The 12785-nt window shown below is 68.5% G+C and carries 13 protein-coding genes; 10 read left to right on the top strand and 3 right to left on the bottom strand.

Annotated features, from left to right (window positions below; all coding sequences use genetic code 11):
- Window positions 1–23 precede the first annotated feature (23 nt).
- The 10 genes from ASC37_RS02410 (at window position 24) to rpoS (ending at window position 8869) form a co-directional block, all read left to right on the top strand.
- Window positions 24–1490 (top strand): glutamate synthase subunit beta, encoded by a 1467-nt coding sequence (locus ASC37_RS02410; RefSeq protein ID WP_055422851.1) that lies wholly within the window; start codon window positions 24–26, stop codon window positions 1488–1490.
- 75 nt (window positions 1491–1565) lie between these two features.
- Window positions 1566–2765, top strand: a complete 1200-nt coding sequence (locus tag ASC37_RS02405) for an MFS transporter (protein ID WP_055422850.1) — start codon at window positions 1566–1568, stop codon at window positions 2763–2765.
- Between the two features lie 13 nt (window positions 2766–2778).
- Complete coding sequence (ssb, locus tag ASC37_RS02400) at window positions 2779–3255, top strand: single-stranded DNA-binding protein (protein WP_055422849.1); 477 nt, start codon at window positions 2779–2781, stop codon at window positions 3253–3255.
- A 189-nt stretch (window positions 3256–3444) separates the two neighbouring features.
- On the top strand, window positions 3445–4404 hold the full coding sequence (locus ASC37_RS02395) for an MBL fold metallo-hydrolase (RefSeq protein WP_055422848.1): 960 nt from the start codon (window positions 3445–3447) through the stop codon (window positions 4402–4404).
- Window positions 4401–5153, top strand: coding sequence for a tRNA threonylcarbamoyladenosine dehydratase (locus ASC37_RS02390; protein WP_055422847.1), 753 nt, complete (start codon window positions 4401–4403; stop codon window positions 5151–5153). Before ASC37_RS02395 ends, ASC37_RS02390 begins: the two co-directional genes overlap by 4 nt.
- Window positions 5150–5533 (top strand): sirohydrochlorin chelatase, encoded by a 384-nt coding sequence (locus ASC37_RS02385; RefSeq protein WP_055422846.1) that lies wholly within the window; start codon window positions 5150–5152, stop codon window positions 5531–5533. Before ASC37_RS02390 ends, ASC37_RS02385 begins: the two co-directional genes overlap by 4 nt.
- A gap of 57 nt (window positions 5534–5590) precedes the next feature.
- Window positions 5591–6349, top strand: a complete 759-nt coding sequence (gene surE, locus ASC37_RS02380; RefSeq protein WP_055422845.1) for a 5'/3'-nucleotidase SurE — start codon at window positions 5591–5593, stop codon at window positions 6347–6349.
- A complete protein-coding gene (locus tag ASC37_RS02375) occupies window positions 6346–7002 on the top strand; it encodes a protein-L-isoaspartate(D-aspartate) O-methyltransferase (protein ID WP_055422844.1) in 657 nt (218 codons plus the stop codon). Before surE ends, ASC37_RS02375 begins: the two co-directional genes overlap by 4 nt.
- Before the next feature lie 23 nt (window positions 7003–7025).
- Window positions 7026–7886, top strand: a complete 861-nt coding sequence (locus ASC37_RS02370) for a M23 family metallopeptidase (protein WP_055422843.1) — start codon at window positions 7026–7028, stop codon at window positions 7884–7886.
- Between the two features lie 14 nt (window positions 7887–7900).
- Window positions 7901–8869, top strand: a complete 969-nt coding sequence (gene rpoS / locus ASC37_RS02365) for an RNA polymerase sigma factor RpoS (RefSeq protein ID WP_082438343.1) — start codon at window positions 7901–7903, stop codon at window positions 8867–8869.
- On the opposite strand, the gene ASC37_RS02360 is transcribed toward rpoS, so the two are convergent.
- Genes ASC37_RS02360 through ASC37_RS02350 form a run of 3 tightly spaced genes read right to left on the bottom strand, consistent with a single transcriptional unit; the run spans window position 8851 to window position 12781 of the window.
- A complete protein-coding gene (locus tag ASC37_RS02360) occupies window positions 8851–10878 on the bottom strand; it encodes a transglutaminase TgpA family protein (protein WP_055422842.1) in 2028 nt (675 codons plus the stop codon). The genes rpoS and ASC37_RS02360 overlap by 19 nt on opposite strands.
- Window positions 10875–11858, bottom strand: a complete 984-nt coding sequence (locus tag ASC37_RS02355; RefSeq protein ID WP_055422841.1) for a DUF58 domain-containing protein — start codon at window positions 11856–11858, stop codon at window positions 10875–10877. The genes ASC37_RS02360 and ASC37_RS02355 overlap by 4 nt, the downstream gene beginning before the upstream one ends.
- Window positions 11855–12781 carry an AAA family ATPase gene (locus ASC37_RS02350; RefSeq protein WP_055422840.1) on the bottom strand — a complete coding sequence of 309 codons (927 nt, stop codon included), beginning with the start codon at window positions 12779–12781 and terminating at the stop codon, window positions 11855–11857. The genes ASC37_RS02355 and ASC37_RS02350 overlap by 4 nt, the downstream gene beginning before the upstream one ends.
- Window positions 12782–12785: the final 4 nt, after the last annotated feature.

Raw genomic sequence — 12785 nt, 5'->3', positions numbered from 1 at the left:
TTCTCTCTGGAGATTGCAAAGAAATGGGCAAACCCACAGGTTTTCTCGAATACCGCCGCGTCGCGGAAGCCTACGATCCGGTTCCCGAGCGGATCCGGCATTACAAGGAGTTCGTGCATCGCCTCTCGGAGGGTGAGGCGACGGTCCAGGGCGCGCGCTGCATGGACTGCGGCATCCCGTTCTGCCACAACGGCTGTCCGGTGAATAACCTCATCCCGGACTGGAACGATCTCGTCTATCGCAAGCGCTGGCGCGAAGGCTGGAACGCGCTCGATGCGACCAACAATTTCCCCGAATTCACCGGTCGTGTATGTCCGGCACCGTGCGAGGCAGCCTGCACGCTCAACATCAACGACGATGCAGTCGGCATCAAGTCGATCGAGCGCTTCCTCATCGATCTCGCCTGGGAGCGCGGCTGGGTGCTGCCGCATCCGCCCAAGCGCAAGACCGGCAAGAAAGTCGCGGTGGTCGGCTCCGGCCCGGCGGGGATGGCCGCGGCGCAGCAGCTGGCGCGCGCCGGGCACGAGGTGACGCTCTTCGAGAAGAACGACCGCATCGGCGGTCTGCTGCGCTACGGCATTCCCGACTTCAAGCTGGAGAAATGGCTCATCGACCGGCGCCTGGCGCAGATGGAGGCCGAAGGCGTGCGGTTTCGTACCGGCGTGCTCGTCGGGGCCTCGGATACCCCCCCTGCGATCCAGAATGCGGCCAAGAGTTTCGTCTCCGCCGAAGAGCTGCGCCGCGAGTTCGACGCGGTGGTGCTCGCCGCGGGTTCGGAAGTGCCGCGCGACCTGCCGGTGCCGGGGCGCGAGCTCGAAGGCGTCTACTTCGCGCTGCAGTTCCTCATCCCGCAGAACCGTGAGGTGGCGGGCGATGCGCCCAATCCGATCTCGGCCAAGGACAAGCACGTGGTGGTGATCGGCGGCGGCGACACGGGCGCCGACTGCGTGGGGACGGCGATTCGCCATGGCGCCAAGTCGGTGACCCAGCTCGAGCTCATGCCGCGTCCGCCCGAGCAGGAGGACAAAGCGCTCACCTGGCCGTACTGGCCGAACAAGCTGCGCACCTCGACCTCGCACCTCGAAGGCGAGGTGAAGCGCGAGTTCGCCGTGCTCACGAAGGCGTTTATCGGTGACGGTGGCCGCGTGCGCGCGCTGCGGCTGGCGCGGCTCGACTGGAGTGGCGGACAGATGAAAGAGATCCCGGGCTCGGAATTCGAGATCCCCGCCGATCTCGTCTTGCTCGCCATGGGCTTCACCCATCCGCTCGGGGCACTGCTCGAAGCCTTCGGGGTGGAAAAAGATGCGCGCGGCAATGCCGCTGCGCCTACCGAAGGACCAGGGGCCTACGCGACCAGCGTGCCGGGGGTGTTCGCCGCCGGCGACGTGCGCCGGGGGCAATCGCTGATCGTCTGGGCGATCCGTGAAGGGCGCCAGGCGGCTCGCGCGGTCGATCTCTACCTGATGGGCGAGAGCGTCCTGCCGGCCTGAGGCGGCGGTATTTGTTCCGAATCCCGAGGAAGCCGGCCGCCTGCGTGGCCGGCTTCGTTTTTTGCCGGAGTGAGTATGAACGATCGACTCTCGCGCAGCGAACGCGCAGCGGTGGTGCGGCTCGCGGCGGTGTTCGCGCTGCGCATGCTGGGGCTTTTCCTCATCCTGCCGGTGTTTGCCGAGTACGCCCGGCATTTGCCGGGCGGTGAGGACCGGGCAGCGATCGGCCTGGCGATCGGCATCTACGGTCTCACCCAGGCGGTGCTGCTGATCCCTTTCGGCGCAGCCTCCGACCGCTTCGGGCGCAAGCCGGTGATCGTCGCCGGACTCGGGCTCTTCGTGCTGGGCAGCCTCGTGGCTGCCTTTGCACCCGACCTGCACTGGCTCACCTGGGGGCGGGCCTTGCAGGGCGCGGGGGCGATTTCGGCGGCTGTCACCGCCCTGGTGGCCGATCTCACGCCCGAGACGCATCGCACGCGGGCCATGGCCCTGATCGGTTCGAGCATCGGGCTCACCTTCGCCCTCTCCCTGGTGTTGGGGCCGGCGCTCTACGGCCTGGTGGGCATGCGCGGCATCTTCCTCCTCACGGGGCTGCTTGCTGCCGGCGCGGCGGTGATGGTCTGGCGCGGCGTGCCCACTCCGGTGCGCTCCGCCGTTGCTGCAGCAGCTCCGAGCACCTCGCTGTGGGCGGCGCTCAAGGACGCGCGCCTGCTGCGGCTCGATGCCGGCGTATTTTTGCTGCATTTCATTCAAATGGCGATGTGGGTGGTGGTGCCCAGTGCGCTGGTTTCGCGAGGAGGATTGCCGCTCGAGCACCACTGGAGCGTCTATCTGGCGGCGGTGCTCGTTTCTTTCGCGGTGATGGTGCCGGCCATCGTCTTCGCCGAACGCCGCGGCCACCTGAAGCCGGTCTATCTGGCCGCCATTGCGCTGCTCGCCGTGGTGCAGCTCGGATTTGCCTTGTGGGCGAACGACGTGTGGACGATCGGGCTGTGGCTCACGGGGTTTTTCGTCGCGTTCAACATCCTGGAGGCGACCCAGCCTTCCTGGGTGTCGCGCATCGCGCCGCCGGAACGAAAAGGGGCGGTGCTCGGCGTCTATAATACTTTGCAATCTCTGGGACTTTTTTGCGGCGGCTGGGCAGGGGGGCTGATCGCCCAGCACCTCGCACCGGGGGCGATCCACTGGGTGGCGGCGGTGCTCGCCCTCGCATGGTATGCTTTGAGCCTCGGGTTGCAGCCGCCGGAGAACCCGCGGGATTCCCATCATTCATGAAGAGGACGAAACGATGGCATCGGTCAACAAAGTAATTCTGATCGGCAATCTCGGCCGAGACCCCGAAACGCGCTACATGCCTAGCGGCGAGGCCGTGTGCACCTTCTCCGTGGCCACCTCCGAGACCTGGAAGGACAAGGCCACGGGCGAGCGCAAGGAAGCCACCGAGTGGCACCGGGTGGTGTTCTTCGGCCGTCAGGCGGAGATCGCCGCGCAATACCTGCGCAAGGGTTCCTCCGTCTACATCGAGGGCAGCCTGCGCACGCGCAAATGGACCGATCAGAGCGGCCAGGAGCGTTATACCACCGAGATTCGCGGCGACGTGATGCGCATGCTCGGCTCGCGCGCCGGCGCCGGCGCCGGAGCCGATGCGCCGATGGATGAGGGCGCCCCTTCGCCTGCTGCTGCGCCACGGCAGAGCGCCCAGCCTGCATCGGCCGCCAAAAAAGGCTTCGACAACGGTTTCGAGGAAGACGACATCCCCTTCTAGGAAGAGGGGGCTGCTTCTGGTCCCGATCGTCCCGGTGAAGCAAAAACCCGCACCGGGATTTGCGTTTGACGAATCGTACGAATCGCGGAATCGATGCGCTGGATCGGCGAGCTCGGCGACGGTGGCGGCCATGGTCTTTTGCTACCATGAGGCTGCAGGGCTGAACCTGCCTGGCGAGAGGGGGCAACGGTGGACTATGTGATCGCACACGAGGACGGGGTGCTCACCGTCGATACGGGCTATCTTCGCCCGGGTTTGGCGGCGGTGCACTTGATCGTGCAGGACGGGCGGGCAGCGGTGGTCGATACGGGGGTGAATGCCTCGGTGCCGCGGGTGCTGGAGGCGCTGGCGGCAAGCCACGTTCCTCCCCAGGCGGTGGACTACGTCCTGCTCACGCACGTGCATCTGGATCATGCCGGCGGAACGGGGCATCTCATGGCGGCCTTGCCCAACGCCCGACTGGTGGTGCATCCGCGCGGGGCACGCCACATGATCGATCCGTCGCGCTTGTGGCAGGCGGCCGCCGCCGTCTATGGCGAAGCCGAAACGTACGCGATGTACGGGCATCTCGTGCCGGTGCCGCCCGAACGGGTGATCGCCGTGGAGGACGGGCAAACCTTCCATCTCGGCACTCGTCCCCTGACGATCTGGCACTCGCCGGGACATGCGCGCCACCACGTCGTGATCCATGATCCGGCGGCGGGGGCGGTGTTCACGGGGGATACTTTTGGCATTTCGTACCGTGAGCTCGACGTGGCGGGGCGGGCTTCGGTGATCCCGACGACCACCCCCAGCGAGTTCGAGCCGGAAGCACTGCACGCTTCGATCGAGCGCATTCTCGCCGCTGGGCCGACGGCGGCGTATTTGACGCACTTCGGCCGGGTGCGCGAACTGGAGCGCTTGGCTGCGGATCTGCATCGCTTGATCGACGCCTACGTGGAGGTGGCCCGGGCGGCGCGCGGTGAGGGGGTGACGCGGCATCTGGAAATCCTCGGCGGGCTCGATGCCTTGATGCAGGAGGAAGCGGAGCGGCAAGGTTGGCCGTTGCGCGGAGAGGCGCTCACCGAGTTCCTGCGCATGGACATGGAGCTCAACGCCCAAGGCTTGGGGGTGTGGCTCGACCGGCAGAAACGGGCAAACGCCGGATGAGCGGGGCCGTCGATCTCGAGCGGCGTTTCGGCGGCATCGAGCGTCTCTATGGCCAGGGGGTGCTCGCCCGACTGCAGCGCTGCAAGGTGGCGGTGGTCGGGGTGGGCGGAGTCGGCTCCTGGGCGGCCGAAGCGCTCGCGCGCAGTGGCGTGGGGGGCTTGCGCCTCATCGACCTCGACGTGGTGGCGGAATCGAACTGCAACCGGCAGGTGCATGCGCTCTCTTCGACGCTGGGGCGCGCCAAGGTGGAAGTGATGACGGAGCGCTTGGCCGACATCAATCCCCTGCTGTCGTGCGAGCCGATCGACGATTTTCTCACGCCGGAGAATTGCGCCGCGCTCATCGCCGGCATGGACGCGGTGATCGACGCCGTGGATGGGGTGCGCGCCAAGGCGGCGCTGGCCGCGCAGTGCCGGGCGCAGGGAATTTTCCTCGTGATGACGGGCGCGGCCGGCGGCAAGCGCGATCCGGCGCGGATCGAGGTGGCCGATCTCACGCAGACGCTGCAAGATCCGCTGCTGGCGAAGACGCGGGCCCTGTTGCGCCGGGAGTACGGCTTTCCCCGCGGCCGGGAGCGCTTCGGCGTGCCGGCGGTATTCTCTTCCGAGCCGATGCGCCGCGATGCCCAATGCGATGCCCGCGCCGGGCTTGCCTGCGCCGGCTACGGCTCGAGCATGATGATGACCGCCGCCATGGGCCTGATCGCCGCCGAGCGGGTGGTCGCGCACTTGGTGCAGGAGGGGAGATGAATACGGCCCCGGCGGTGATCCTCTTCGCGCATGGGGCGCGCGATCCCCGGTGGGCGGAACCGGTGCTTGCCTTGGCACAACGGCTGCGGCAGGCCCTGCCCGAGGCGTACGTGCAGCCGGCGTTCCTCGAGTTCCTTTCTCCGAGCCTGCCGGAGGCGGTGGAGGCGGCGCTTGCGCGCGGCCATCGGCGCGTGGCGCTGGTGCCGGTGTTCATCGCCGTCGGCGGTCATCTGCGCGAGGACCTGCCGCAGCTGCTTGCCTGCGTGCGCTCGGCGCACCCGGACGTCTCGATCGAGGTCCTTCCTGCGCTGGGGGAAGCGGAAGCGGTACGCCGGGCGATGGCCGATACCGTTTTGGAATGGATCGCGGAGGGTGCATGAAACGTGTGGTGCCGCTGTGGTAATATCGACACACGAACGATAGCCCGCGAACGATCCATGCGTTTCCTGCTCAGCAACGACGACGGTTATTTCTCTCCCGGCCTCGAGGCGCTCGCGCATGCCCTGCGCACCCTGGGCGAGGTGACGGTGGTGGCGCCCGAGCGCGACCGCAGCGGGGCGAGCAATTCCCTCACGCTCGATCGTCCGCTCATCGTGCGGCGCGCGCCCAACGGGTTTTATTTCGTCAATGGCACGCCGAGCGACTGCGTGCACCTCGCGGTGACCGGCATGCTCGACCTGCAGCCGGACATGGTCATCTCGGGCATCAACATCGGCGCCAACATGGGCGACGACACCGTCTATTCCGGTACGGTGGCGGCGGCGACCGAAGGCTATCTGCTGGGGGTGCCGTCGCTGGCGGTGTCGCTGGTGAGCAAGTCGCCGCAGGATTTCTCCACCGCGGCCTATGTCACACGCCGCTTGGTCGAACGGCTCATGTCCCGACCGCTGTCGCAGCGGGCGGTGCTGCTCAATGTCAATATCCCCGATCTGCCGCTGCCGCAACTGAAGGGGTACCGGGTGACGCGGCTGGGGCGGCGGCACAAGGCCGAGGCGGTGATTCCGGCGCAGAACCCGCGCGGCGAGACGGTCTACTGGATCGGTCCGGCGGGCAGAGCTGCCGAGGCCGGCGAGGGGACGGATTTCCACGCCGTGGCCGAAGGCTACGTCTCGATCACTCCCCTGCAGATGGATTTGACGCACTACGAGCTGCTGCCGGAGGTCGAGCGCTGGCTGCAGGAGACGGGGGCGCCATGAGCACGGCGCCGGCACGCCTCGATGCGATCTCGGCGCGCGCGCTCGAGCGCCTGCTCGAGAAGCTGCGCCATGAAGGCATCCGCGACGAGCGGGTGCTGGAGGCGATGCGCCGCGTGCCGCGTCACCATTTCGTCGAGGAGGGCCTGCAGCTGCGCGCCTACGACGACATCGCCCTGCCGATCGGCTTTCAGCAGACGATTTCCCAGCCCTATGTGGTGGCGCGCATGCTCGAGCTGCTGCTCGCCGGGCGCGAGGCGGGGCGCACGCTGGAAGTGGGCGTGGGCTGCGGGTATCAGACGGCGCTGCTCGCGCAGCTCGCACCGGAAGTCTATGGCATCGAGCGCATCCGCGCGCTCTTCGAACTCGCGCGGAAAAACCTTCGCCCGTTTCGCTTGGCGCACGTGCGCCTGAAACACGGCGACGGTATGCTGGGCCTGCCGGAAGTGGCGCCGTTCGACTCGATCATCGTCGCCGCGGCCGCGCCCGTCGTTCCTGCGGCGCTCATCGAGCAGCTCGCCGAGGGCGGGCGGTTGGTGATGCCGGTGGGCGATGCGGCGCAAACGCTGCGGGTAGTCGATCGAACCTCTGCCGGACTCGTGATCGTCGAGCACGACCCGGTGCGTTTCGTGCCCTTGCTGGGTGGAGTGGGTTGAATGAATGCCGAAGGAGCCGTGAGATGACGAAAGCGTGGAACCGCCGCGTGGCGTTCCTCTTGGGATGGACGGTGGCTCTGGCCGGCTGTTCGAGCGCGGTCAAGGCCCCAGTGGCCGATCGCTCCACGGCAAGCCCGTCGAGTGCGTCGGCTCCGGCCGCGAAGGCGCCGGAGGCGGCCACCGAGACGGTCTATCACGTCGTTCAACCAGGCGAGACTTTGCGTGGCATCGCCCGGCAATACGGCGTGACGACGGCGGAGCTGATCTCCCTCAACCAGCTCTCCGATCCGAACCGCATCGTCGTCGGTCAGCGTCTGAAGATCCGCGAGGGAACCTCGGCGGCGGCGAGCCCGGGGACGGGGGTGCAGGTGGTGCCGGTGCCGGTCGAAGGCGGGCCCGAAACGGTGAGCGCGGCGCCCGTGGTCACCTCGCCCAAAGGGGGGCGCACGGGGGCGGAGGCGGTTCCCGCACCCGTCGCCCCGAAAGCGGAGGAACAAGCGCCGGGCGCTGCGAGCGAGGGCTGGCAGTGGCCGGCCGATGGACCGATCCTCACCCGCTTCAATGGCACCACCGTCAAAGGAATCGACATCGGCGGCAAGGTGGGCGATCCGGTGCGCGCGGCCCTCGATGGCACGGTCTCCTATACCGGCGAAGGGATCGAGGGCTACGGGCTCATCGTCATCATCCAGCATCCCAACGATTACGTCTCGGTGTATGCCCACAACAGCAAGGTCCTCGTCAAGGAAGGCCAGCAGGTCAAGCGCGGCGAGGTGATCGCGGCCGTGGGCCAGACCGGCAAGGACATAAAACAACCCAAACTGCATTTCCAGATCCGCAAGGCCGGCCAGGCCATCGATCCGCTCAAACTCTTACCCCCACGCTGAGGAGGCGATGCGCCATGGAGGAGAAAGACTTCACCGCGATCGAAGCGATTTCTGCCGACGGGGAAGCGACGTGGTGGGACAGCGAGGACGAGGCCGAGGAGGTACCGCCGGAGATCGCCGCGTTCGACGAAGAATCAGCCGTCGACGACGAGCTCTTCTCGGACGTCACGCAGCGCTACCTCAATGAAATCGGCAGGTTTCCTTTGCTCTCGGCCGAGGAGGAGCGGCGGCTGGCGCAACTGGCCAAGGAAGGGGACGAGCAGGCGCGCCGCACCATGATCGAGCGCAACTTGCGCCTGGTGGTGAGCATCGCCAAGCACTACCAGCACCGCGGGCTGCCTTTTCTCGATCTGATCGAGGAGGGCAATCTGGGGCTGATCCACGCGCTCGAGAAGTTCGATCCTTCCCGCGGTTTCCGTTTTTCTACCTACGCCACCTGGTGGATCCGGCAGAACATCGAGCGGGCGATCATGAACCAGGGTCGCACGATCCGCCTGCCGATCCACGTGATGAAGCGCATCAACCGGCTCTATCACGCGCGCCGGGCGGAGGCCACGGAAAACGGCGGCGAGACGCCCCAGTCGCTTGCCGAGCGCCTCGGACGTCCCGTCGAGGAAGTGCACGAACTGCTCGCGTTGCTGGAACCCACGGCTTCGCTCGATGCGCAGATCGACCGCGATACGGCGCGCTCGCTCGTCGAGCTGGTGGCCGACGAATCCAGCCTCAGCCCGGAAGATCAGATCTACAACGCCGAGCTCGAAGCGCTGGTGCAGCGCTGGCTCGATGCCTTGCCGCCGAAACATCGTTTCGTCGTCGTGCATCGCTACGGCTTGCGCGGCATCCTGCCGCAGACGCTAGAAGATCTCTCCGACGAGATGGGGCTCACCCGCGAGCGGGTGCGCCAGATCCAGGTCGAATCGCTGCGCCGGCTGCGCCACATGGCGCGCGAATCGGGGCTCGACGGTCAGGCGCTTTTTTCCTGACGCAGGCGGCGGCGCAGCTGGCGTAGGGCGCGCCGCATCGCCGCGGCGGCTTCCTCCGTTGCCAGACCGCCGCCGTAGCGCGCTTGGAGATAGGGGCGAAGCAGGGCCTCGATTTCTCCGCTCGCCTGGGGAAAGTGCCGCATCAGCCGCCTGCCGTAATCGAGCGGTCCCTCGGCCGGGGCGCGCGCCAGGCCGCGGCGCGCCATCAGGCGACAGAAGCGGTGCCACTGCCGCTCCAGGGGGTCGCGCGATGTCGGTGGCCGTTGCAGCCACCAGGCGAGCAGGGCCGCGAGCGCGAGCGCCATTCCCGTGGCGGCGAGCGCCCAGCCGAGGGCGCGGTCCGGCCTCCAGCCCAGACTGCGCCACAGGCGATGCTGGCGCTCGGCATCGAACCCCGCCACCCACACGTTCCAGCCGTATTCCCAGGCTTCGAGCTGGGCACGCAGGCGCCAGGCCCAGCGCCATTCGGGGCGCAAGAGTAGCGGCAACCCCTCGCGTTCGAGCAGCACTTCCCCCAGGCCCCGCTCGGCGCGCTCGGGTTGGGCGAAGGTGGTCGGATCGACGCGCACCCAGCCGTGAGGCGCGAGCCAGACTTCCACCCAGGAGTGCGCATCCGCCTGGCGGATGATCCAGGTGCCGTTGGCCGGATTGCGCTCGCCGCCGAGGTAGCCGAGCACGATGCGGGCAGGAAGCCCCGCGGCGCGGGCCATCACGGCGAAGGCATCGGCGAAGTGCTCGCAGAAGCCTGCGTGGGTGTCGAAGAGGACGGCATCGGCGCTGTCGCGCGCCACCGGCGGTGGCGTCAGGGTATAGCGCAGCTGCCGTTTGCGGAAGAAGTCGGCGATGGCTTCCAGCCGGGCTTCGGGTTGGAGGTATTCCCGGGCGATGGCTTCGCCCGCTTCGCGGGTGCGGGGATTCGCCTGCGGCGGCAGGAAGGTCAAGGCGCGGATCGCGGTCGACGTCAAGGCCTCGGGCAGCGGCTCGCCGAAGCGCGCCTCGCCCGTGAAGCGCGTGCGCTGCAGCAGCGGCCGGCGGGCGCGCCAGGATCCGGTCGAAGTGCGCTCTACTTCCACCGCGCCGCTCAGGGCGTGGGTACGCTCCAGGGTAAATATCCATGGCAGGTCGGACGGCTCCTGCAGGCTGCGGTAGCGTACCTGGGCCGGCCCCTGCGTGGCTTCGAGCGCAGGGTTCGGCGCGCGCCAGGGGGAAGGCTTCCAGCTGCGGCCGTCGTAGACTTCGAGCACCGGGCCGCGCCAGTAGCGTGCGGCAGGTAGTTCCCCTTCCTGGACTTCGACGACGAAGGCGATCTCGTCGGAGCGGGCGAGTTGGGCGATGCTGCCTGCTTCCAGCGTCTCCGACAAGCCCGTTTTGCCGGCGCGGGCATCGGCGGGCAGCCCCCACAGCGGCCCGGGGACGCGCGGCACCAGCACGAAGAGGAGCAGCGCGAGCGGAATCGCCCAGGCCATCGTTCGAGCGGCGTCGCGCGCCGGCTGGTCGGTCGGCAGCCTCTGGAAGGAGGAGAGCGTGAGCCGAGCGCAGGCAAGCAGCACGAGTCCGGCCCCAGCGAACACCGCCAGCGCGTGCAGCGGCGTCTGTCCGCGCAAAAAGACTGCCGTGAGGAGGAAGAGGGCGAGCGCGGCGACCATGCGCTCATCCCGTTCGCTACGCGTTTCGAGCCATTTCAGCCACACCAGCAGGGCGACGAGGGCAACGCCCGGTTCCTGACCGAACCAGTAGCCGTACTGCCAGCGTACGCCGAGTGCGCAGGCAAGACCTGCCAGCCACAGACGCCAGCCGGTGAGCGGTCCGGTCTCTTGGCGGCGGCGCAGGAACCAGACGACGGCGAGGACGGCGATACCGGCCTGGATGCCGAGGGGAAATTCGTTGAACTGGCTTCCCAGGGCCAGCATGAGTGCGAGGGCGAGCGGCGCGGCGGCCGTGCCGGCAAGGGGCCCTGTCAGCAGCTTCAGTCCGCGCAGCAGCGGTGCGATCGGCGCCGTCGCGTTCATGCCGCCTCCGGGGGGAAGAGGGCGAGGCGGCGCAGCACGGCGTGCAGATGGGATTCGCCCCGATCCGGAGGCATGAGGCCGTCGGGCAATTCCACGCCAAAGGCCAGACCCTGGCGATGGGCACCGAGTACCCAGGCGCACAGGCGCGAGAGGCGCGCTTCCACGTTGCCCGCGCCCGCGGTGTCGTTCCAGCGCAGGAGCACGGTGCCGGCGGCTGGCCCTTCACGCCGGGGCAGCATGCGCGGCCCACCGCGGGCGACGATCTTCCAGAGCACGCGCCGCAGCGGTTCGCCGGCCCGCCAGGGGCGAAGATCGGCGAAGTCCTCCTCTCCCGGCCGGACCCCCGCGGACATCGCGCCCGCCTCCTCGGCCAAGGATGCGGTTGCGGGCCAGGGGGGAGCGTCGGGCTCGGGCCGGGGATAGACCCATGCGCTCGTCGTGGGCCAGAGCACCGTCCAGGCGCGAAACCAGCCGAAGGGGTGGCGTGTGGCGACGACGAGGCGCCCGAGACGTACGAGGCCGCGCCGTTCGGTGTCCTGCTCGAGGAAGACGCGAACGGACCCCTCGGTGGGGGTGAGCCAGGCGAAGGCGTGCGCTTCCGGCGCCGTGAGCTCTAGCGGGCGGAAACGCGCCACCTCGGAGCGCAGCATCACCGGCCAGCGCAGGCGCTCTCCGGCGAAGACCGCTTCGGGCTCACCGACGTCGATCGCCACGCCGCGCAGGCTGGCGGCCGTGGCCGGGATCGCCATGACCGCCACGGCGGCGAGCCAGAAGACGAGGGCGTGGCCGAGAGAGAGCGAGTAGTTGATGGCCAGCAGCCAGAGCACGAGCAGAGTGAGGGCGTAACCGGCCCCGGCGGCGGTGGGAAGAATGTAGAGGGTACGGTTCGTGACGGTGAACGTGCCCCCGGGCGTGGCGGCGCGGCGGCGCTGCCAGCGTTCGAGTCGCTTTCTCCAGCTCGGGACGGCGCGTCCGGTCACGGCACCGGCACCGTGGAGAGGATGCGGGCCGCCGTCTCCTTGGCATCCTCGCGCGCTCCGCCGCGGTGTAGCACCAGGCGGTGCGCGGTGGCGGCGACGAACACGGCCTGCACGTCTTCCGGCAGCACGAACTCCCGGCCGGCGAGGAAGGCGTGGGCGCGAGCCGCAGCGAGCAGGGCAAGCCCGCCGCGCGGGCTCAGGCCGAGCCGCACGCCGGGATGCGTGCGGGTCTCCTGCACGAGCGCGAGCACGTAGTCGAGGAGCGCCTCGCGCACGGCCAGGGAACGCACCTCGGCTTGCCAGACGCGCAGCTCCTTGGGGTCTGCCAACGGGCGCAGGGCCGACAGTGCGGCAGTACCTCCTTCGCCGGCGAGCAGCCGTTTCTCCACCTGGGGCGGCGGATAGCCGATCTCCAGGCGCAGCAGGAAACGATCGAGTTCGCTCTCCGGCAGGGGGTAAGTGCCCACCTGTTCGAGGGGGTTCTGCGTGGCGATCACGCAGAACGGCTCGGGCAGGGGGTGCGAGATGCCGTCGACGGTGACCTGGCGCTCGGCCATGGCCTCGAGCAGGGCGCTCTGCGTCTTGGGGGAGGCGCGGTTGAGCTCGTCGGCGAGCAGCACCTGGTGGAAGATAGGCCCGGGCACGAAACGCAGTTCGCGCCGCGCTTCGTCGTAGACCGACAATCCCAGTAGGTCGGAAGGCAGGAGGTCGTTCGTGCCCTGGACGCGCCCGAAATCGAGTCCGAAGACCCGGGCGAGGGCCTGCGCCAAGGTCGTCTTGCCGACGCCGGGCAGGTCTTCGAGGAGCAGGTGTCCGCCGGCGAGTAGCCCGGCGAGCGCCAGGCGCACCGTCGTCCCTTTCCCCAGTAGTACGTTTTCCAATGCTTGGCGTATCGCGCCCAGGCGCTCGAATGAAGGGCTCATCGCT

The organism is Tepidiphilus thermophilus, from assembly GCF_001418245.1.
GTDB lineage: Bacteria > Pseudomonadota > Gammaproteobacteria > Burkholderiales > Rhodocyclaceae > Tepidiphilus > Tepidiphilus succinatimandens.
Note: the sequence above shows the minus strand (reverse complement) of the source record. Positions and strands in the feature narration are given on the sequence as shown.

Coding starts and splice junctions, on each gene's coding strand:
- rpoS (WP_082438343.1), top strand. CDS start 7,901: ATGGAGGAGAAAGACTTCACCGCGATCGAAGCGATTTCTGCCGACGGG.
- ASC37_RS02360 (WP_055422842.1), bottom strand. CDS start 10,878: ATGAACGCGACGGCGCCGATCGCACCGCTGCTGCGCGGACTGAAGCTG.
- ssb (WP_055422849.1), top strand. CDS start 2,779: ATGGCATCGGTCAACAAAGTAATTCTGATCGGCAATCTCGGCCGAGAC.
- surE (WP_055422845.1), top strand. CDS start 5,591: ATGCGTTTCCTGCTCAGCAACGACGACGGTTATTTCTCTCCCGGCCTC.
- ASC37_RS02375 (WP_055422844.1), top strand. CDS start 6,346: ATGAGCACGGCGCCGGCACGCCTCGATGCGATCTCGGCGCGCGCGCTC.
- ASC37_RS02385 (WP_055422846.1), top strand. CDS start 5,150: ATGAATACGGCCCCGGCGGTGATCCTCTTCGCGCATGGGGCGCGCGAT.
- ASC37_RS02350 (WP_055422840.1), bottom strand. CDS start 12,781: ATGAGCCCTTCATTCGAGCGCCTGGGCGCGATACGCCAAGCATTGGAA.
- ASC37_RS02410 (WP_055422851.1), top strand. CDS start 24: ATGGGCAAACCCACAGGTTTTCTCGAATACCGCCGCGTCGCGGAAGCC.
- ASC37_RS02405 (WP_055422850.1), top strand. CDS start 1,566: ATGAACGATCGACTCTCGCGCAGCGAACGCGCAGCGGTGGTGCGGCTC.
- ASC37_RS02390 (WP_055422847.1), top strand. CDS start 4,401: ATGAGCGGGGCCGTCGATCTCGAGCGGCGTTTCGGCGGCATCGAGCGT.
- ASC37_RS02370 (WP_055422843.1), top strand. CDS start 7,026: ATGACGAAAGCGTGGAACCGCCGCGTGGCGTTCCTCTTGGGATGGACG.